This window comes from Methanoculleus receptaculi, from assembly GCF_033472595.1.
Taxonomy (GTDB): Archaea; Halobacteriota; Methanomicrobia; order Methanomicrobiales; family Methanoculleaceae; genus Methanoculleus; species Methanoculleus receptaculi.
Genome location: NZ_CP137642.1, coordinates 1,126,362 through 1,146,290, shown reverse-complemented (window position 1 = coordinate 1,146,290; position 19,929 = coordinate 1,126,362). Strand labels below are relative to the sequence as shown.

General features: G+C 61.2%; 15 protein-coding genes and 2 tRNA genes. 11 read left to right on the top strand and 6 right to left on the bottom strand.

The window, feature by feature from the left end:
* Positions 1–7: 7 nt before the first annotated feature.
* The gene (acsB, locus tag R6Y96_RS05880) at positions 8–2,044 is read right to left on the bottom strand and encodes an acetyl-CoA decarbonylase/synthase complex subunit alpha/beta (protein WP_318620286.1); all 2,037 of its coding nucleotides are present in this window, start codon (positions 2,042–2,044) and stop codon (positions 8–10) included.
* Between the two features lie 840 nt (positions 2,045–2,884).
* Between acsB and R6Y96_RS05875 the strand changes: the two genes are divergently transcribed.
* Genes R6Y96_RS05875 through mobA form a run of 4 tightly spaced genes read left to right on the top strand, consistent with a single transcriptional unit; the run spans position 2,885 to position 6,904 of the window.
* Entirely contained in the window at positions 2,885–4,894 is a 2,010-nt protein-coding gene (locus tag R6Y96_RS05875; RefSeq protein WP_318620285.1) for an ATP-dependent DNA helicase, read from the top strand.
* On the top strand, positions 4,882–5,349 hold the full coding sequence (locus R6Y96_RS05870) for a methylated-DNA--[protein]-cysteine S-methyltransferase (RefSeq protein WP_318620283.1): 468 nt from the start codon (positions 4,882–4,884) through the stop codon (positions 5,347–5,349). The genes R6Y96_RS05875 and R6Y96_RS05870 overlap by 13 nt, the downstream gene beginning before the upstream one ends.
* 25 nt (positions 5,350–5,374) lie before the next feature.
* Positions 5,375–6,289, top strand: a complete 915-nt coding sequence (locus tag R6Y96_RS05865; protein ID WP_318620282.1) for a ketopantoate reductase family protein — start codon at positions 5,375–5,377, stop codon at positions 6,287–6,289.
* Between the two features lie 9 nt (positions 6,290–6,298).
* A complete protein-coding gene (gene mobA, locus R6Y96_RS05860) occupies positions 6,299–6,904 on the top strand; it encodes a molybdenum cofactor guanylyltransferase (protein WP_318620281.1) in 606 nt (201 codons plus the stop codon).
* A gap of 9 nt (positions 6,905–6,913) precedes the next feature.
* On the opposite strand, the gene R6Y96_RS05855 is transcribed toward mobA, so the two are convergent.
* Positions 6,914–7,678, bottom strand: coding sequence for a dihydroorotate dehydrogenase electron transfer subunit (locus R6Y96_RS05855; RefSeq protein WP_318620279.1), 765 nt, complete (start codon positions 7,676–7,678; stop codon positions 6,914–6,916).
* Entirely contained in the window at positions 7,671–8,558 is an 888-nt protein-coding gene (locus R6Y96_RS05850; RefSeq protein WP_318620278.1) for a dihydroorotate dehydrogenase, read from the bottom strand. The genes R6Y96_RS05855 and R6Y96_RS05850 overlap by 8 nt, the downstream gene beginning before the upstream one ends.
* 107 nt (positions 8,559–8,665) lie before the next feature.
* Between R6Y96_RS05850 and R6Y96_RS05845 the strand changes: the two genes are divergently transcribed.
* Together R6Y96_RS05845 and R6Y96_RS05840 are read left to right on the top strand one after the other, a co-directional pair.
* Entirely contained in the window at positions 8,666–9,544 is an 879-nt protein-coding gene (locus R6Y96_RS05845; RefSeq protein ID WP_318622491.1) for a malate dehydrogenase, read from the top strand.
* Entirely contained in the window at positions 9,525–11,990 is a 2,466-nt protein-coding gene (locus R6Y96_RS05840; protein ID WP_318620277.1) for a DNA-directed DNA polymerase, read from the top strand. The genes R6Y96_RS05845 and R6Y96_RS05840 overlap by 20 nt, the downstream gene beginning before the upstream one ends.
* A 27-nt stretch (positions 11,991–12,017) precedes the next feature.
* Here the strand turns inward: R6Y96_RS05840 and R6Y96_RS05835 are convergent, their stop codons facing one another.
* Entirely contained in the window at positions 12,018–12,449 is a 432-nt protein-coding gene (locus R6Y96_RS05835; protein ID WP_318620276.1) for a hypothetical protein, read from the bottom strand.
* A 346-nt stretch (positions 12,450–12,795) separates the two neighbouring features.
* On the opposite strand from R6Y96_RS05835, the gene iorA reads away from it, so the two are divergent.
* From iorA to R6Y96_RS05810, 5 genes are all read left to right on the top strand, one after another.
* Positions 12,796–14,565, top strand: a complete 1,770-nt coding sequence (iorA, locus tag R6Y96_RS05830; RefSeq protein ID WP_318620274.1) for an indolepyruvate ferredoxin oxidoreductase subunit alpha — start codon at positions 12,796–12,798, stop codon at positions 14,563–14,565.
* Positions 14,562–15,146, top strand: a complete 585-nt coding sequence (locus tag R6Y96_RS05825) for an indolepyruvate oxidoreductase subunit beta (protein ID WP_318620273.1) — start codon at positions 14,562–14,564, stop codon at positions 15,144–15,146. Before iorA ends, R6Y96_RS05825 begins: the two co-directional genes overlap by 4 nt.
* Before the next feature lie 212 nt (positions 15,147–15,358).
* A tRNA-Tyr gene (locus R6Y96_RS05820) sits at positions 15,359–15,465 on the top strand.
* 15 nt (positions 15,466–15,480) lie between these two features.
* Positions 15,481–15,553, top strand: a tRNA-Asp gene (locus R6Y96_RS05815).
* A 340-nt stretch (positions 15,554–15,893) separates the two neighbouring features.
* Positions 15,894–16,388 carry a hypothetical protein gene (locus tag R6Y96_RS05810; protein WP_318620271.1) on the top strand — a complete coding sequence of 165 codons (495 nt, stop codon included), beginning with the start codon at positions 15,894–15,896 and terminating at the stop codon, positions 16,386–16,388.
* Between the two features lie 194 nt (positions 16,389–16,582).
* Here the strand turns inward: R6Y96_RS05810 and R6Y96_RS05805 are convergent, their stop codons facing one another.
* Both R6Y96_RS05805 and fdhF read right to left on the bottom strand, forming a co-directional pair.
* Entirely contained in the window at positions 16,583–17,821 is a 1,239-nt protein-coding gene (locus tag R6Y96_RS05805) for a Coenzyme F420 hydrogenase/dehydrogenase, beta subunit C-terminal domain (protein WP_318620270.1), read from the bottom strand.
* 2 nt (positions 17,822–17,823) lie between these two features.
* Positions 17,824–19,890 carry a formate dehydrogenase subunit alpha gene (gene fdhF, locus R6Y96_RS05800; protein WP_318620268.1) on the bottom strand — a complete coding sequence of 689 codons (2,067 nt, stop codon included), beginning with the start codon at positions 19,888–19,890 and terminating at the stop codon, positions 17,824–17,826.
* Between the last annotated feature and the right edge of the window lie 39 nt (positions 19,891–19,929).

The following is a 19,929-nucleotide window of genomic DNA, read 5'->3' as shown; positions in this document are numbered from 1 at the left end:
TCCCTCCTCAGATCAGCGGTTTCATAGCGAGCGCCGGGTGCTCGACACGCTCGAGGAACGCGATCAGGTCTTCGATCGTCGGCGCCGTGACCTCGTCCGCGATCTTCTCATACATCTCCGGGATCCCCGCTGCTGCAAGCCTCTCCCGCAGCCGCTCGCCGAGCTCCTCCTTTAAGGAGGTCGGCATCCAGACCACCCGCGCGATACCGCCCTCGGCCTGCAGGAACCTCTCGCTCAGGATGTAGTTCTTTGCTATCCCGAGGAACCCCGGGGTCTGCGCACCGCCGCCGATTGTCCCGGCAAGGGTCGAGAAGGTCATACCGAGCGGCGTCTCCCCGGGGTGGTCACGGTTCACGATCAGGATGCCGTTCACCTCGGGGACGATAGCCGCGATGCACTCAAAACACCCGCAGGCGGTCATCGGGTAGTCTATTATGCTGTAGAGCGAGACCCGGTCGGTCTCGCCGTGAGATGCCTTCTTCACAAACCGGTTCACACCTGCAAACTCGCCGCGGAGAGCGTCGACCGCTCCCCCCTTTTCAACCGGCTGGTTTGCCCCGGAGGGCGTGATCTCGTGGGCAATCCTGGCATCGAGCCATGTGATCGCGCCGCATAGCGCCGGGCGTTCCGGGGTAATGATGCAGACGTGGTTTGGAGCAAACGTCTGGCACAGGGTGCAGGAGTAGAAGACCTCCACATCGTCATCCTTCATGCCGGCAATCCGTTCGTCGCGTCTCCTGTAGATCTCACGCGCCTGCGGGAGCATCTCCTCGACCTTCGCTCTCTCGGTTACAAGCGTCACCTGTATCGCTTCGATGTGATCCGGGAACTCCATCTTGAGTTTGTGGGCAAGCAGTGTCCCGATGTCGCGGATCCTGACACCTTTTGCCACCGCATCCTTCGAGAGCCTGACCCAGACGAGGTCGCGCTGGGCGACGTGCCAGGAGCCTTCGCCGTAGTTGATGAAGGTATGGATCCGCCTCTCAAGCACGGGTTCGTAGTCGGGCTTCATCCTTTTGCCGGCAACATCCACCAGGATCGCAAGCGGGAGGGCGGAGCCTGCCGTGACGTCGTCAACCTCCGGTCCGATGACGGTTACATTCCCGTCCTCGACCTCCTGGCGCGGTCGCGTCCGGAGAAGTTCGAAAGCAGGTGTCCGGCCGCCTCCGAACTCAACGTACATCTCCTCTTTGCGGATGCTCTTTCCCTCAAACGCAGGGGAGCAGGCCATCGGGATCGGGATCGCGGTAACCGTGACCCGTATCCCGCGGAGCTCCATGCCGGTCTGCACGGCTTCACCGGAGGTGACCGGGATCCACTCCCCGCCCCGGTAACCGCCGTCGAGAGTCAGGATAGGCATCCCGAGAACCCGGAGTGAGTCGACAAACGCTATCTCCTCATCTGTGAGACCGGGAAAGACTACAACAAACGCCTTTGCCCTCTCTGCGGCGTAAGAGAGGAGGGCCGGGGCATCGCCGGGCTTCACCCCGCCAAACATCATGGCAATCCTGGCAAGGATGTCGGCGAAATGGATCCCACGAGCGCTCTCCGGCCCGAGCGGCACCAGCCGATACTCGAGTCCCAGCCGGACACCGGCACCGGAGAGAGCCTCCACCACGCCGCCGGCAAGGAAGGTGAGGAGGTACTTCTCCTGCATCTCCCGGCAGATGGCGGCGGCTGCATCGGGGCTCTCAGGTTTCCCGACGATGAGGCCAAGACCTATGACGCTCCCGTCGACAAGGGTGTAGCCGAGCTGCCTGAGAACCGTGTCCGGGATGAAACCCGTGTACGGCGGTCCAACCGCGCCTGCAGCGGCCATCAGGCATTCGCAGGCGACAAGAAGGTTGTTGCCGGACTGCCGGTATGCTTCACGCGCTTCGTCGGCATCACGAACGGCAGTCCCGGTGATGGCATAGGTCACGGGGAGGGCGTATGCGGTATCCGGGTATCCAAGTTCGCCGGAGAGGGTCTGCATCCGTGCATCGAGTCTGGTGCGGCCGCGTTCTATAGCCGCATCAAGCGAGTCCGTCTCTATCTCATTCATGGTGCCATCAGGATGAGTTACTCCTTACGCGCCCATAAAAGGTTGTTCCCCCGCGGGGGCGGGGGTTGGTCGACGGCTCGCATGGAAAGACGTCTTCGGTGAGACGCGAGCGACAGGGAAAGGGGATGTTCCATCCCCTCCCCGTCAGCCCCTCCCCCACGGGGGTGATATCCCATCGACGCACTGCCAGGGAAGAGCATCCCTTCACCTGGTTCCCGATGAAACCCCCCGAAGAATCCTGTTCCCGCTCCCCGTGCACGGCCACCGGGTCACTCGCCCCACACTGCCCGCCCCCTCTCGAGGGGGCGGGAGGAGGCGCTGGAAGCGCCGGGAGGTGGGGGTGATCTATAAATACCGTTCAACGGGAAGCGCGAGCGACAGGGGAAGGGGCGTTCCGCCCCCTCACCGTCAGCCCCTCCCCCGCGGGGGGCGATTCTCCATAGACACACTGCCACGGGGGGAGACCCTCTCTTAGCCGTCGGTGTGAACGATCTCACCGAGATCCCGTTCCTGCTTCGTGGCACCGTATCCGGTCCAATCGCCCCACACTGCCCGCCCCCTCTGGAGGGGGCGGGAGGAGGCGCTGGAAGCGCCGGGAGGTGGGGGTGATCTATAAATACCGTTCAACGGGAAACGCGAGCAACAGGGGAAGGGGCGTTCTGCCGGTGTTTTTCGTAAAATTCTTCTGAAGAATCTCGGGTCAGTCCCGGATACGGTTTCCTCCCGCAGATTCCCCCTCACCGCCCAGCCAAGCCACGCCCGGGCGTCCTCACACCTGAATTTTCACTTTCATCCCGCGCACCCAAACTAAATTCATACAGCCGACAAACCTCTAATGCAATGGACTCTCTCGACGACTGGTTCCCCTACCGTGAATACCGCCCCCACCAGCGGGAGATGCTCGAGGTGGTCGCATCAACCGCACGCAGCGGCGGCATCGCCATGATCGATGCGCCGACCGGGAGCGGCAAATCGAGCGTTGTCGCTGCGCTCCTCTCAGAGAGCCGGGGGCGAAAGGTGCTCGTCGCGGTCAGGACTATCAGTCAACTCACAACATTCATGCGCGAACTCCAGCTCATCCGGCAGAAACGCGGCAGCCTCAAGTTTGCCTACCTGATCGGCAAATCCAGCATGTGCCCCCTCGGCGGCGAAGGTGACGTATACCGCCGTTGTGAAGGTGTAAAAGCCCTCTCGACAGCGCTGATGCGGGAACGGGCGCAGAAAGGTTCGCTCGTCCCGGCAAACGACCGCCAGATCAGACAGCAGATCCGCAAGATTGACCCCGAACATCCCCTCATATGCCCTTACTTCATCCACAGCAAATCGTTCACCGAACCCGAGGACGGCGGGCTCAAGATGGTCGCCTCCAGGGCGCTCCGGGTCCGGGCCGAACGGGTGAGCACCGAGTTTATCCCGCCAGAGCACCTTGCAGGGTTCTGCGGTGAAGTCTGCCCCTACGACACCATGGTCTACGCTGCCCGGGACGCCGACGTGGTGCTTCTAAACTTCTACCACCTCTTCGACGACACCATCCGTGAACAGATCTACCAGTCGCTCGGGATCGAGGCGCAAGACGTCCTCCTCCTCATCGACGAGGCGCACAACTGCGGAGAGGTCGCCCAGAGCATCGAGAGCGTGACGATCGAGGAGCGCGACATCCAGCAGGCCGGCCACGAACTCTCCGGCCGGGGGCGGTCGAAACCGTCGGATGCCATCGCTCAGATCCTGCCCCGGATCAGCCAGTTCATGGAAGCGCTCAAGGACTCCCACGAGGCGGAGGACTGGTTTGACCCCGGCATCTTCCAGCGGATGATCCTCACCGGCAGCCTCTACCAGAGCACCGAAGAGATCGTGGACGACCTCCTCAAGATCAGCGAGGGGATCCGCGAAAAGAACATGCAGGCCGGCGAGTTCCGGGAGAGCGCGATCGAGCGGCTGACCGCGTTCTTCTACCGGATCCTCCGTTCCGCATCCGACCCCGCCTACCTCACCGTCTACCGGAAGGGAGAGGACGGAAGCGTAGCGCTTGAAGTCCGAAACATCGACCCCGGCACAAAACTCCAGGAGATCGCCGGGGCGCACGCCTGCTGCGTCCTCATCTCCGGCACGCTCTCCCCGATCGAGAGTTACCGCCGCTACTACTTCGGTGACCTCCCCGTCACAACGATATCCCTCCCGAACGCCTTTCCGCCAGAGAACCGCCGCATCCTCTGCGCAGAGGACATAACCACCGCCTACTCCATGCGCCGCAACACCCAGAACCTCGCGCGGACAGAAGACTACATCATCACGTTCGCCCGTATTCCTGGAAACCTGGCGGTCTACTTCCCCTCCTACGACCTGCTCAACAACTTTGCTGAACGCTGCGCAAACCGGATCCGCAGCAAAAGGATCTACATCGAGTCCAGAAACGCCCAGGAATCGGCCTCAATGCTCCGGGAGTTCATGAACCTCCCCGGCACCGGCACCTTTGGGATCATCTTCGCCGTCTGCGGCGGCAAGTGGAGCGAGGGTCTGGACTACCGTGGCGAGATGCTTGCGGGCGCCCTCGTCATCGGCCTCCCGCTCGCGCCTTTCAACCGTGTCCGCAGGATGGTGATCGACTACTTCAGGATGAAGTTTGGTGATGAGGGAGAGTTCATAAGTTACACCCTCCCGGCGATCAACCGCGCCCTTCAGGCGCTCGGCCGGGTGCTCCGGACACCGGAAGACAGGGGGATGCTGGTTCTCGGGGAGAGGCGGTTCCTCGAATCACGGGTTCACGCCGCACTGCCGCCCTGGATGCAGGAGGAGATGACCCCCTGCACCATCGAGACCTTCAAAGAGGAGGTAAAGAGATGGCGATCCTGACCGGGTCGTGCCGGTTCGGCCTCTGGCACGTCCACGTCTCCTGGGAGGGCAACACGGTCTACCGCGTGCGGTTTGCACGCCAGGGGATCGGGAACGCCGTCCCCGAAGAGATCCGGCGCTACTGTGCCGGGAGACCATCAAGACTCACCGACCTTCAGAGCATCGCAACCGCAGGCGAGGGCGTGTATCCCCGGATCTACCGCGCCGTCCGGGAGATCCCCTGCGGCAAGACCGCCACATACAGCGAGATCGCCATCTCGGTCGGCACCGCGCCCCGCGTGGTAGGTCTGGCGATGTCCCGGAACCCCACACCCATCGTCGTCCCCTGCCACCGTGTCGTTGCAAAGACCGGCATTGGCGGGTTCTCGCCCGATCCCGCGATCAAGGAGGCGCTGCTTGCCATGGAGAGAGAGGGGACTGTCTGCAGGTCTGAAATGAGAGAAATTAACAGGTAACGCTGTCCATAATATAGTAGTTAACATGAAGGTCGTACTACTGGGCGCCGGGGCGGTCGGCCTGACCATCGCCGCAAAGTTGTCCCGCGTCGCTGATGTTCATGCTGTTGCCCGCAGACGACATGCGGACGCGGTGCAGCAGCGGGGTTTCCGGATGACCGGGATATGGGGAGAGGGAACTTACAAGTTCAGTTGTTCGGAAGACATCCCTCCCGGGTGGCAGGATGCTGACTACTGCATCATCACCTCAAAGTCCACCGAGACGGAGGCTATATGCCGCCAGTTCGCAGACACCATCAGCGGCCGGGAGGTGGTGAGCCTCCAGAACGGTATCGGAAACGAGGAGATCATCGCCAGGTTCACCGACCGCGTCATCGGTGCCATGATCATAACCGGGTTTGAGTGGCAGGGCGACGCCGCCGTCCACGTCTCCGTGGAGGCAGCGCCCATGAAACTCGGTCGATTCCCGTCAGGCACCGACCCGGTGGTAGAGCGGCTCGCTGCCCTTATGCGGGAGGCGGGCATCCGCGCGGAGGCGACCGCGAACGTAAGGACCGATATCTGGTCAAAGACCCTCTACAACTGCGCGCTCAACCCGCTGGGTGCGCTCATGAACGTCCCCTACGGAGCGCTCACCAACCCGCACGCCTGGACGATTGTAGCCGCCATAGTCAGGGAGGCCTACAAGGTTGCCGGGGCCGAGGGTATCGCCCTCCCCTGGAAGACGGCCGACGCCTACCTGGACTACCTCAGAGAGGATCAACTGCCCGCAACCGCCGCCCACCACTCATCGATGCTCCAGGACATCAATCGCAAAAAGAAGACCGAGATCGACTTCATGAACGGCGCGGTGGCAGCGCTTGCCGATAAACACGGTATCGACGCCCCATGCAACACATGTATCGCCGAACTGATCCGGTTCAGGGAAGAATTACCTTAGAGGGAGTCCATGCGGTCCGCGATCGTCCTTGTAGGCGGGGCGGCACGTCGTGCCGGCGGGAGGGAGAAGTACTTCTTCACGTTCCAGGGCAGGACGTTCATCGAGCGTCTCCTCGAGACGCTGCAGGAGGTTGCAGACGAGATCGTGGTGGTTGCACGCGACCCCGACCAGTGTGAACGGTTCTCCCACCTGGACGGCATCAGGTGCATATCTGACGTCCGACAGGGGCTTGGCCCCATCGGCGGGGTGCATGCAGGAGCGCTTGCCGTGCACGGCGAGTATGTCTTTGTCGCCGCCTGCGACATGCCCTGCATCCATCCGGGCGTTGTGAACCTCCTCTTTGACGCCGCCGTCGGATACGATGCCGCCATCCCCTGCTGGAACGCCGATATGCTCGAACCGCTCCATGCGGTCTACCGGACGAAGGCGCTGCGCGACTACCTGGGCGAACACGACTCTCTATCGCTTCGGCCGATGATCTGGAGCCTGAAGACACGGTACGTGCCCGTGGAGAAGATCCGCGAGATCGATCCCGGCCTGCTGACGTTTACAAACATCAACAAGATGGAAGACCTGGAGTCAATCGATCTTTCATCCGATCGCGATTCCTGTTAAGCAGGAGTTTTACACCCTCTGCCTTCTCCCGCTTGCATCACGGGCGTAGCGCCCGAACTCGCTATCCAGCAGGACGGTGCCCGGAAAGACCGGCCCGTCCCTGCATACCCGGAGACCATGGGGGTCGATACAGCACGACCCGCAGAGGCCGACCCCGCACTTCATGTAGCGCTGGAGGGAGAACTCACCCCGTCCCGCACACCCCGCCCGCTCGAGTATCCGGAGGACGGCCGCCATCATGACCTCGGGGCCGCAGACACAGATCCGGTCAAAACCCTCCAGGTCAACCCTTGAGACGAGTTCTGTCACAAACCCCTGGTGCCCGGCGGTGCCGTCGTCGGTTGCGACCATCAGCCTCGCCACGCGGCGTATCCGGTCGGCAAAGACGACCTCGGATGCCGTTCGTGCGCCGAGGAGGAAGACCTCAACCTGTCCTGACTCCGCCAGGGGGAGCAGCGGGGTGGCGCCGACGCCGCCGGCGATGGCAAGCGTCCTCCCCCCGGCAGAAAACCCGTTCCCGTAGGGCCCTCGGATGCCCATAACGTCGCCCTCGCCCATCGCAAAGAGCGCGGCGGTTGCGTCCCCGACCTTCTGGACGGTGATCGAGGACGAAGAAGAGAGAGCCATCGGGATCTCGTCCACGCCCGGCACCCAGACCATCACAAACTGCCCCGGCCGGGCGGAGATCTCGTGGTCAAAGTAAAAAGTCCTGATCGAGGGTGTCTCCTCCACAATCCTGGTTATACTCACACCGATGGGCATCTCCTCATACATGGGCGCACCCCACAACCTCGCGTGCGTCCAGACCGTCACTGCTGTAGAGGTCGCCTGCGATCGAGGCAAAGATACGGGTATCATGGATGACCGCGCTCCCTATCTCGACCGCGCTCGCCCCGGCCATCATCATCTCGATGACGTTATCCGCGGTAGAGACCCCGCCGCAACCTATGATCGGTATGGAGCACGCCTCGTAGAGGTCGTAGACGCACCGGACAGCAACCGGGAATATGGCCCTCCCCGAGAGCCCGCCGTAGCGGTTCCCGAGCACCGGCCGCCGCAGCGATGTAGAGATCCGCATCGCTTTCAGCGTGTTGATGGCAACGATCGCGTCAGCCCCTCCCCGTTCCGCGGCCAGCCCGATCTCGGTGATATCGGTGACGTTCGGTGTGAGTTTCACCCATGTCGGAACCCCTGGCGAGGCCACCGCCCGGGTGCACTCCTCCACAAGGTCAGGGTTGCTCCCGATCGCCGCCCCGTATCCCTCGGCATGGGGGCAGGAGAGGTTCAACTCGATCCCGGAGACCCTGCCGGTGAACCACCCGGCAACCGTCCGGAACTCTTCCGGCGTTCCGCCGAAGATGCTCGCGATCACAGGTTCGCCCTGAAGAACGTTCAGTTCCTCCATAAAAGCGGCCGATGGGTTTGGCAGACCCATTGCGTTGATGATACCGTCCTCGAGGACCACAAGACAGGGGCCGGGGTGCCCCACCATCGGTGCCGGGCCGATGGATTTGGTGACCACGCCGCCTGCACCGTACCGGAGGATGCGGGCAAGCGATGCCCCGGTGCTGCCGAGGATCCCGGCTGCCAGGATGAGATGGTTCTTCAGCCTTATACCGCCGACCTCGATCGGGCCAGGATTCAGCACAACCATTGAAAAAGAGGTAGGAGCTGGGTATTATTATACTCTCGCGCCAAGTATACTGGAAGAGAAACTGGATCTTCTCGTGCACGGAAAAGACAGGATCCAGATCGATGGCCATGACCTCGCTTGCAATCCTTGGCGCAGGAAAAGTGGGTGGAGAGACAGCTTACCTCTCCGCCGTGCTCGGTCTTGTGGACGAGATCGTTTTATACGACGTATACGAGCCCCTCCTTCGGGCGCAGGTGCTGGACCTGCAGCACACCGGTCTCGATCTCACGATATCCACCGAGACGAAGAGGATGCGGGATGCCGACATATTTGTATTTGCAGCAGGAACCCCAAGAACGCCGGAGATCAGGACACGGGCCGATCTCCTGGAGGCCAACGTCCCGGTGGTGAAACGCTGCGCCGAACTCCTGCAGGGGTCACCCCGGGTAATCGTCACGGTCACAAACCCGATGGACGCGAACAATTATGGTCTCTGGAGGTCGATCGGGATCGACCGCGAACGATGCATCGGGTTTGGCGGGCAGCTCGACAGCGCCAGGTTCACGGGGTTCCTGCGTGAGGCCGGGATCAGCGCACAGGGCGTGGTGCTCGGGGAGCACGGGGAGCACCAGGTGCCGGTCTTCTCAAAGACAGGTTTAAAAGTCCCGGTAAATGAGCGGGAGGCGATCCTTGAGCGGATGCGGGGGGCGAGCATGGAGGTGATCAGCGGCAAGGGCGGCACGGTCTTTGGACCCGCATACCACATAGCGATGCTGGCGGATGCGGTTATACACGACCGGCGCCGGGTGTTCCCCTGCTCCTGCGTGCTCGATGGTGAATACGGTCTCTCCGGCTGCTCGCTCGGTGTCCCGGCGAGGATCGGCCGCGATGGCATCATCGAGATCGAGGAGTGGAGGCTTGACCCCTGGGAGTCCTCAAAGATGGCGGAGGCGGGGGCGTTTGTGCAGCAACTCTGCAGGAAGTTTGATGGCAAATCTGGCACGTGAACCCGATAATACCGTTCTGACCACCCTGGACGACTTTGAGAGGGTCAGGGTCGGCATCCACCAGGTGGAATACAGCACGGGGGCGGGGTTTGAGATCCCAGTCATACATATATTTGGGAGGGATCTCTCCGGAAGGGCCGTCAGGGTTGATGTCACCGGGTTCCGGCCATACTTTTATGCGCCGGCCGATCAGGTCGACGGCAAACCCCTCCCGGAGGGGATTGAGGTGGAGCCGGGGACAACCTACCGTTCCATACAGGGTGAGGCCCTCCGGCGCCTCTACACCAGGCGCCCATCCGACGTCCGTGACGTTCGCGATAACTTTGCGCCGCACTTTGAGGCCGACATACCGTTTACCACCCGTTTCATGATCGACTGCGGTCTCACCGCGGGAGTTGAAGTTCCTGCAAACGCCGCTCGATCGCCAGACGGTGCCTTCGTTGTTGCGTATCAAGACCTGAAACCAGCAGATGTCAAGGCTCCCGCCCGGGTCTGCATCATGGATATAGAGTGCGTGGATGAACGCGGTTTCCCGGAGCCCGAGCGCGACCCGGTCATATCTGTGACCTGCTGGGACTCGTTTGAGGATGATTACGTAACCCTCTTATGGCAGCCGGGGGTGGAGCCCGGCGACGCGCCCGGGTTCCGGATCAATGACCGGCACAGGGTCGTCCGCTACCCGGATGAGGTCTCGCTCTTCCGCGGGCTAGCCGACTACATACGTGAGCGTGATCCTGACATACTCTCCGGCTGGAACTTCGTTGATTTTGATATACCTTACATCATAAGGCGGATGGCGGCGCTTGGTATCCGGGCGGAAGACCTGGCACGTCTGCCGGGGCGGACGGAACGCGACGCCATCCGGGGGCGGGCGGTCTTTGATCTCCTGGCCGCCTACCGAAAGATGCACCCCGCCCAGAAAGAGTCCTACAGGCTTGACGCGATCGCCGGGGAGGAACTCGATGTGACAAAGGTCCGCTACGGCGGGACTATAACCGACCTCTGGCGGTCGAAGCCGGCACACCTTGTGGAGTACAACTGCCGCGACGTCGAACTCTGTGTCGGGATCGACAGAAAGAAAAGCATCATCGAGTTCTACCGGGAGATCGCACGCTACGTCGGCTGTCCGCTCGACAGGACACTGAACTCGTCAAACGTCATCGATATATACGTCCTGCGGAAGGCGTCAGGCAGGTTCGTCCTCCCCTCTAAAGGGCATGCCGCGGGGGATGAGTTTGAGGGGGCGGTGGTCTTTGAGCCGATCATCGGTCTTCGGGAGAACGTTGTGGTTCTCGATTTGAAGTCTCTCTACCCTATGGCGATGATGACCATCAACGCCTCGCCCGAGACGAAGAACCCGAACGGAGAACTGCGCGCCCCAAACGGCGTCCGGTTCTCCAGCGAACCGGACGGGCTGACGAGGAGCATCCTTGCTGAACTCTTGAAGGAGAGGGACGAGCGCAAACGTCTCCGTGACCGGTATCCCTTCGGGTCGCCGGAGTACGGCCTATACGACCTCCAGCAGAGCGTCCTGAAGGTGCTCATGAACTCCTACTACGGCGTCTCGGGCTATCCCCGGTTCAGGTTATACGATCGCGAGATCGGGTCTGCCGTCACGTCGGTCGGCCGGGCGATCATCCGGCACACACGGGATCTCATAACCAGACTGGGCTACACCGTCCTCTACGGCGACACCGATTCATGTATGGTGGAGATGCCGCCGGGAACCCTGGAGGAGACCATCGCCCGTGCAAGGGGGATCGAGGCGCAGGTAAACGCGAGTTACGACGAGTTTGCAGAGACCGAACTGAACGCCGATAAGCATTACTTCTCGATCAAGTTCGAGAAGGTCTACCGCCGTTTCTTCCAGGCCGGTAGAAAGAAGCGGTATGCCGGGCACCTGGTCTGGAAGGAGGGCAAAGATGTCGACGAGATCGATGTTGTCGGGTTTGAGATCCGGCGCAGCGATTCGCCGCAGATCACACGCGAGGTGCAGCACACCGTCCTTGAGATGATCCTTCGGGGGGATAGTTTTGAGGAGGTGCGGGAGTACCTCCGCGACGTCATCAGGAGGTATCGCCGCGGTGAGTATTCCCTGGATGAGACGGGTATTCCGGGCGGGATAGGAAAGAGCCTGGATAGTTACGAGACCGAAGATGCCCATATCCGGGGTGCGAGGTACTCAAACGCGTTTCTCGGGACTGATTTTAAGCGCGGCAGCAAGCCCAAACGGGTCTACGTCAAGGCTGTGACGGAGAAGTATCCGCGGACGGATGTGATCTGTTTTGAGTACGGCGACCAGGTGCCGCCGGAGTTCGTCGTCGACTGGGAGACAATGCTTGAGAAGACGCTCAAAGGCCCCATATCACGGATCATCGAGCCGTTGGGGTGGAACTGGGAAGACATCGACCCTTCGCGGACGACGCTCTTTGATTTCGGAATGTGAGAAAAAGGGGTTGAGAGGCCGGGGCGTTTACGCCATGCCCCTCTTTGCAAGTTCCTGCTGGAGGACGGCGTTACGCTCGAGGTTCTTTGACCATATGATCCGGCCGCTGACGACCCGCCAGGCGTCCATCTCCAGGACCTCGATCCCCGCGGGAACCTCGGGAACGGCCGCACCCGCCGGTACAACCAGGACTGCCCTGTCGATGGTGATATTCGCCGCGGCAAGCCCCCGGCAGATCTCCTGCAGTTTTTTGACGGTATCTGCACCGACTTTTGGCGCCATATCCACGCTCGCCACAACCCGCTCCGTCCTGCCGGCAACCCGGCGGGATAGCAGGCAGTCGGGCTGCACGTTGCCGTAGAGGGGTTTCCACACATACTGCCAGCCATCCTGCGGAGAGAACCGGCGGGAGAGTGCCTTCTTGACATCAAGATACGTTGAGTTCTTTGTGCCACCCATGTCAATATCCTCGGTTTAGTGTATGGTCACGGTCGGTTATAAGTGTGTAGTATCTTTCCCGACGTTTCTGGCTGAACGGTATTGCCGGCAGCCCCACACCGCGTGGCACGGAGTGATGTTAGCCCTGGATACGGTGCCCTGGGGATCGTTCATGGAGACGTCATAGAGATCCCACACAGGACACTCTATCGACGGATAATCACACCCCCACCCTTGTCTCGACGTGTCAGCGTGGCGATGTTTTTCCTGGAAACACCCCCCCCACCTTCCAGAACCTTCCCGGACACCCGGAAGGACCAGATCGCTATGTTCAATGCCGAGGATTCAGGTACACTTGAGTATAACAATGACAATACAATACCTGCTAGGAAATGAGGCCATTGCTCATGCATGCCTGGAGGCAGAGATCGACTTTGCCAGCGGTTATCCAGGGACACCGTCGTCCGACGTTATAGACACCCTCCGGATGCAGGAGGAGCGTCCCCTCAAGTTAGAATGGTCCACAAACGAGAAGGTCGCCCTCGAGAACGCGCTCGCCGCCGCCTGGTGCGGGCTGCGCGCGATCTGCACCATGAAACACGTCGGGTTGAACGTGGCGGCCGACCCCCTGATGACAAGCGCCTACACCGGCGTGACCGGGGGGCTCGTCATCCTCTCCGCTGACGACCCCTTCGCGCACAGTTCCCAGAACGAGCAGGACACCCGGCGGTATGCCCATTTCGCCCGGCTCCCGTGCCTCGACCCCTCGTCCATCCAGGAGGCGCACGACATGGCCCGTGACGCCTTTGCCCTCTCCGAAGAGTTCGGGCTGCCGGTAATCCTCCGGCCCACAACCCGCATCTGCCACTCCAAAGGCGATGTGAACCTCGGGGAGGTCGGCACGGAGCACCGGACGGCCGCGTTCCACCGCAACCCTCAACAGTACGTGGTCATCCCCGCCCACACCCGACCGCTGCACAAGGCCCTGAACGCAAAACAGCCGGCCATAAGAGAGCGGCTCTCAGAACTCGGCTACAACCGCTGCACCGTCCGGGGGGAGACCGCCGTCATCACAGGCGGCGTCTCGGCCGCCTATGTCCAGGAGGTGCTCGGCGACGATGTCTCGCTTGCGATCATCGGCGCCTACCCGATCGATGAGGACTGGCTCCGCGAGTTTGTCGACCAGCACAACAGCGTCCTCGTCGTCGAGGAGCTCGACCCCGTCATAGAGGAGGTCGTCCGGCGGGCGGCGACGAAAACAGACGTCTACGGCAAGATGAACGGCACAGTCCCCTACGAGGGAGAGTTCACCCCGGCAACGGTCGTCGATGCCCTTGCCGCGGCCGGCATGACCGCGTCGACGACCTTCCCCGACGTCAACCCGGTTCCGGGAGTCCCGCCGCGGCCGCCGATCCTCTGCGCCGGGTGCATGCACCGCTCGACGTTTTATGCGATGCGCCGGGTCTTTCGCGACGGCATATTCCCAAGCGACATTGGGTGTTACACCCTGGGCCTCCAGCTCGGCGCCGTGGACACAACCATATGTATGGGAGCCTCGATCACCGTCGGGAGCGGGATCGCCCGCTCCGGGGAGAAGCGCCCGGTCGTCTGCACCATAGGCGACTCGACGTTCCTTCATACCGGTATCCCCGGGCTCCTGAACGCCGTCTACAACGGCGCCGATATGGTCGTTGTCATCCTGGACAACCGGACCACCGCCATGACCGGCCACCAGCCCAACCCCAACACCGGGGTCAGGGCCACCGGCGAGGAGAGCACCCCGATCTCGCTTGAAGCGATCTCTCGTGCATGCGGTGTCTCCTGGGTTGAGACGGTCGACCCCTATGACCTCCCGCTGCTGCTTGAAACCTTCCGCCGGGCGAAAGAGCGGGACGGCGTCAGGGTGGTCATCGCAAAACAGCCCTGCGTCATGATTGCACGCAGGTACGGCATCCGCCGCAAACCCTATACGGTCGACCCCGACCGGTGCACGGGTTGCGGCACATGCCGGGCTTTCGGCTGCCCGGCGATCGCGTTTTCAGATGAGACTGCAGTGATCACCGAACTCTGCGCCGGTTGCGGTGTCTGCGCCGATATATGTCCATCGGGCGCGATCATGCTGGAGGGGCGGAGATGAGACCATCGTTTGATATCCTGATCGTCGGGATCGGCGGCCAGGGGACAGTTCTCGCCTCAAACGTCATCGGCGAGGCGTGCATTATCGAGAATCGGAGCGTGCGCAGCGCCGAGACCCACGGCATGGCGCAGCGCGGAGGGTCGGTGGAGAGCCATGTCCGGATCGACGGCAGATACGGGTCTCTTATAGTGCCCGGGACGGCCGACCTCCTTATAGCCTTCGACCTGCTTGAGGCACTCCGATACCGACACTACCTCTCTGCCAGCGGGAGACTTATCGTGAACCGGCACCTGGTCGTCCCGACGCCGGTCTACCAGCAGGGTATGGACGCCCCGGACGAGGAGAGCATACTTAACACCCTCGCCAACCTCGATCTCACCTGCATCGATGCAGCGGAACTCGCAGAGGAGGCAGGAAACATCCTCTCCCAGAACATCGTCATGCTCGGGGCGGCGTCGGCGGAGATCCCGCTCAGGCCGGAGAGCCTGGAAGAGGCTGTGCGGCGGTGCGTGCCGCCAAAGACGGTAGATGTAAACACAACCGCCTTCCGGCTGGGACGGGAGAGGGGTGCAGGATCGTAGTGAGTGGGCGGGATGCCGCTGTGACCAGAGGCACACCGCATGAAGATGGGGGTAGCATCTTCATACAGATCCCGGCCACCCCCCCGGAATCTGTCCATGGAGGAGAGGTTTATCAAACCAGTGAGGCTGTTGGACCGATGACCTCTCCGCAACAGTCTCCGATTCTGCGAAATGTTTAATATCAAATCGCTCTAACCATGTTAGAGCAGGGACCCGCCTTAACTCAGACTGGTAGAGTGCGCGGCTGTAGTATGGTCATCGCTTTCGGGCGAACTGCGCGGCTACCGCGATGTCCCCGGTTCGAATCCGGGAGGCGGGATCCTCACAACAGTGTGCCCAGGTAGTGTAGTGGCCTATCATGACGGCCTGTCACGCCGTCGACACGGATTCGAATTCCGTCCTGGGCGTCATTCTTTTTCTCCGGTCCGGCGGAACGTTCTCTCCACTCTGTTTAACTTGCGGGGGGTGAAGGGGGCGGAGCGGGAAGTCCCCGGTCGAGAGGAGCGGGGTAGTTCACATAATCGGTTTATATTTTGTTCTAATGAGAAAATGAGCCCATCAAACCAGGGAGGGCATTGGATCGATGACCTCATATCCAAAACCCCTCCATTGCGATAGATATATAGTCATGGGTATCGTATACTCCAGTTGGTCACGAAACAGCCCTTTAAGACCGCTGATGCAGGATGCCCCTAACATCAGGGGTCGGGGCAGTTCGCGTTGAAAAAGGTATATGAGGTGTAAAGAATGAAACCCGCAATTCTGGCCGCCTGCCTTCTGGTCATGATGCTTATCGCAGCCCCGGCGGGGGCCTTCAGTGCGGAGACTCTTGAGATAAGCCTGAACGAGGATGGGAGCGCGGATATCACGTTCGAGTACGCCCTCTCATGGCTCGAGCGGATCGGCGTCTTTTTCAGGATCGCCGAACCGGATCAGGAGTTGAAGTCCGCGCTCGAGGGTGCGACAGGCGTGCCTGTAACCGTGACTGCAGCCGAGAGCGATCGCGCCGTTTTCTCGGCTCAAAAGTTTGCAAAAGTCAACTCCGACGAAGGGGCGGTGATCTACTCCACACCCGAGATCGATCTCACCGGTGCGCAGAAGATCCTGGAGGGCTACTGGTTTGCGCCGCTGATCCGGGCCGACTTCTCCCCTGACCTGACGGTGGTCAGGTTCCCTGACGGCCACGAGGAGAGGTTTGCCGACCAGAGCACCATCCCGGCGCTATCGCACACCGTCATCTGAAAAGTCTATCCCCTATTTTTCTGGACGGCCACCCCTCCCCCTCTCACCTGCATCCATCCCATTCTGCCCCTCGCCGGGGTGGTTTGGCGCAGGTGGCCGGGTCGCTCTCCAGTGCAGTGAGGGGGGCATCCTGCCTCTGTTCCTGGTAAAAAAACCGCTGGACGCTGTGTCCTTAAAAAAAAAGGGAAGATCCCTTACTTGAAGATATCGAAGATCTGGTCGCTTCCGGTTGCGGCAAGCCGATCCCGCTCGGATTTCTCCTCGACAAGCGCAAGCACAGGGAGTTCCATGTTCACACCGGGGGTGTGGCCGAACATCTTCTCCATCTCAACCTGCAGAGCATGCATGTAGAGCGAGTTCGGGATGTCCATAGCGCAGTGCTCCTCACACTGGCCGCAGTTGATGCACGAGTCAGCGATGTGAGCGTAGCGGATCAGGTGGAACATGAACGGCGGCGGGACCTTGCCGGGCTCGACCAGGTAGGACTTCTTCGTGCTGCACTCGACGCAGTAGCAGATCGGGCAGTTCTCGATACAGGCGTAGCACTTGATGCACCTGCCCGTCTCCTCCCTGATCTTCTGGAGGCGTTCCTTGCCCTCGCCCAGATCCTCGAAGTAGCGTTTCCGCCACTTGTCGCCGAGTCTCAGCATCGAGTTCTCGACCTTACCGCGGATCTCGATACCCTTCGGGTTTGCGGGCTCCGTTACAACCGCTCCGGCCTTTTCAGCCGCATCGAGAAGGTTTGCCCCCTTCTCGGAGCAGACCTCAACGAAGGTCGCCTTTCCGGCCTTATCGCCTATGACACCCCAGTTGCCGCAGGCAAGGTCCGCCTGGCGCGGGACCTTCATCTTGCAGCGGCGGCAGTTGGGGCGGCGGCCGTATCCCTCGTCCTCGAGTTCGTCCATCGAGATGCCCTTGTGCTGGCCGTCTTTCGTCTGGATGATGAACTGACCCTTGTCGATCTCCTCCTTGACAACATCGTCCGGGTCGACCCCGAACTTCTCGCGGATCATCTTACGAGCGGTCACTGGACTGACAGAACCGCCGCAGTTGACACCGATCATCAGGACGTTGTCCAGATTGACCTGGTTGCGTTTCGCAAGCTCGTAGAGCCCCATCGCGTCGCAGCCCTTCACCGTGATCCCGATGCGCATATTCTCGGCGCCGTCAAGGTAGTTCTTGAGAAGTTTCGAGAGGAGGAGCGTCCCGCAGTGGAGCGAACCTGCCGTCTCGGCCATATCCTCAGGGTCTGTGATCAGTGTCGGGACGGCATCGTAGATGTCCTGCCCCCTCTTCACGGCGAGGACGGCATCCACCATACCGGATCTGAGCGCGTGCGTCAACAGAGCGGTGACCGCGCCACCGCACTCGCCCCTCTCCTGGCAGGCGGCCTCGGCCGCCCACGCGTAGAACATATCGCCTTTTGCTACCATCTTCAGGCCTCCGTGATCTTCTCGACCCGCACAGCACAGGCCTTGAACTCAGGGATCTTTGCGACCGGATCGAGTGCGTTGTTCGTCAGTATGTTCGCCGCGCACTCATGGAAGTGGAACGGCATGAACATGACACCCTTCATGATGTCGTCTGTCACCTTCGCGGGGACCTCGACAGACCCACGGCGGGTGACCGCACGGACGATCTCCCCGTTCTTGATGCCGAGCGCCTTTGCATCCTCTGTGTTGATCTCTATCCAGCCGGTCGGGACCTCGGTATCGAGGGTCGCAGACCGGCGGGTCATGGTGCCGGTGTGCCAGTGCCAGAGGATACGCCCTGTCGTGAACACAAACGGATACTCCTCGTCGGGAACCTCCGCCGGCGGTTTCCACTCGATGGGGGCAAAGGCTCCAAGCCCATCAGGACTGGAAAACTTCTCACGGTGCAGGATCGGGGTTCCCGGATGCTCCACGGTGGGGCAGGGCCAGTGCAGCGCCTCTGGCCGGTCGAGCCGCTCGTAGGTCATCCCGGCATAGGAGGGCGTGACGCGCCTGATCTCCTCAAAGATCTCCTCGGCGCTCTGGAACGGGAACTGCTCCGCGTATCCCATCCGGGCAGCGAGTTCGCATATGATCTGCCAGTCCTGCTTTGCCTCGCCCGGCGGGTTCTGTGCCTTCCTCCAGCGCTGGACGCGCCGCTCGGTGCTGGTCTGCGTACCGTCACGCTCGGCGTAGCAGGCGGCCGGGAGTATGACGTCCGCGAGTTCACCTGTCTCGGTCATGAAGATGTCCTGCACAACCAGGAAATCCAGGCTCTCGAGCGCCTCTCTGACGTGGTTGATATCAGGGTCGGAGATCATCGGGTTCTCGCCCATGATGTACATGCACTTGAGCTCTCCCGGGTTATCGGTCAGGACGTTCATCATGGTGGTGACCTCGTAGCCGAGTTTTGGCTCACAGATCCCGTCCGGGAAGCCCCAGGCATCGGCGAACTTCTTGTGGGCGGCTTCATCGATGACCTTCTGGTAGCCTGTAAATACGTTTGGCAGCGCCCCCATGTCGCAGGCGCCCTGGACATTGTTCTGGCCGCGGAGCGCGTTCACGCCGGCGCCGGGCTTGCCAAGGTTGCCAAGCAGCATCTGGATGTTTGCAACCGACCGGACGTTATCGACGCCGACGGTGTGCTGGGTGATGCCCATCGAGTAGAGGATCGCGCCGGGCTTGTTGGTGCCGAGCCACTCGGCCGCCGTCTTGAGACTCTCAACCGGGATGCCGGAGATCTTCGAGACATTCTCAAGGCTGTAGGTTTCTTTCATGACGACCTCCTTGAGTTTCTCAAAGTCCTTTGTCCGCTTCTCGATGAACTCCCGATCCTCCCAGCCGTTCTTGATTATCTCCTGCATCAGCCCGTTCAGGATCGCGACATCGCTTCCCGAGACAAAGGGCATGTAGAGGTCTGCCTGCCTGGCGGTCGGGGTGTAGCGCGGGTCGGCGTAGATGACCTTTGCGCCGTTCTTTTTTGCCTGGACGATCTTGCGCCCGATGAGTGGGTGCTGCTCAAATGTGTTGGACCCGATGACAAAGACACACTTTGACTCGGCGATGTCGAGGATGGAGTTGGTCATGGCACCTGAGCCAAACGACGCCGCAAGGCCCGCGACGGTGGATGAGTGGCACAACCGGGCGCAGTGATCGATGTGCCGTGATTTCATGACGCCGCGAGCAAACTTCATCATCAGGTAGTTCTCCTCGTTCGAGACACGCGCTGATGCGAGCGCCGCAAACTCGTCGGGCTTGTACGACTTGAACTTCTGTGCGATCAGGTCATACGCCTCGTCCCAGGTCGCCTCGACAAACTTGCCGTCCTTCTTGATGAGCGGCTTTGTGAGGCGGTCCGGGCTGTTCACGAACTCGTGAGCGTAGGTGCCCTTCGGGCATACCTTTCCCTCGTTGACGGGTGAGCGGTCGTAAGGTTGTGTGCCGACAACCTTTCCATCCCTCACGACGAGGTTGAAACTGCAGCCAGTACCGCAGTAGGGGCATGTTGTCTGTACATACTTGAAATCCATGGTAAAACCTCGGATACGTACAAATACAGGGTTAGGTAT

Coding starts and splice junctions, on each gene's coding strand:
- acsB (WP_318620286.1), bottom strand. CDS start 2,044: ATGAATGAGATAGAGACGGACTCGCTTGATGCGGCTATAGAACGCGGC.
- R6Y96_RS05875 (WP_318620285.1), top strand. CDS start 2,885: ATGGACTCTCTCGACGACTGGTTCCCCTACCGTGAATACCGCCCCCAC.
- R6Y96_RS05870 (WP_318620283.1), top strand. CDS start 4,882: ATGGCGATCCTGACCGGGTCGTGCCGGTTCGGCCTCTGGCACGTCCAC.
- R6Y96_RS05865 (WP_318620282.1), top strand. CDS start 5,375: ATGAAGGTCGTACTACTGGGCGCCGGGGCGGTCGGCCTGACCATCGCC.
- mobA (WP_318620281.1), top strand. CDS start 6,299: ATGCGGTCCGCGATCGTCCTTGTAGGCGGGGCGGCACGTCGTGCCGGC.
- R6Y96_RS05855 (WP_318620279.1), bottom strand. CDS start 7,678: ATGTATGAGGAGATGCCCATCGGTGTGAGTATAACCAGGATTGTGGAG.
- R6Y96_RS05850 (WP_318620278.1), bottom strand. CDS start 8,558: ATGGTTGTGCTGAATCCTGGCCCGATCGAGGTCGGCGGTATAAGGCTG.
- R6Y96_RS05845 (WP_318622491.1), top strand. CDS start 8,666: ATGACCTCGCTTGCAATCCTTGGCGCAGGAAAAGTGGGTGGAGAGACA.
- R6Y96_RS05840 (WP_318620277.1), top strand. CDS start 9,525: ATGGCAAATCTGGCACGTGAACCCGATAATACCGTTCTGACCACCCTG.
- R6Y96_RS05835 (WP_318620276.1), bottom strand. CDS start 12,449: ATGGGTGGCACAAAGAACTCAACGTATCTTGATGTCAAGAAGGCACTC.
- iorA (WP_318620274.1), top strand. CDS start 12,796: ATGACAATACAATACCTGCTAGGAAATGAGGCCATTGCTCATGCATGC.
- R6Y96_RS05825 (WP_318620273.1), top strand. CDS start 14,562: ATGAGACCATCGTTTGATATCCTGATCGTCGGGATCGGCGGCCAGGGG.
- R6Y96_RS05810 (WP_318620271.1), top strand. CDS start 15,894: ATGAAACCCGCAATTCTGGCCGCCTGCCTTCTGGTCATGATGCTTATC.
- R6Y96_RS05805 (WP_318620270.1), bottom strand. CDS start 17,821: ATGGTAGCAAAAGGCGATATGTTCTACGCGTGGGCGGCCGAGGCCGCC.
- fdhF (WP_318620268.1), bottom strand. CDS start 19,890: ATGGATTTCAAGTATGTACAGACAACATGCCCCTACTGCGGTACTGGC.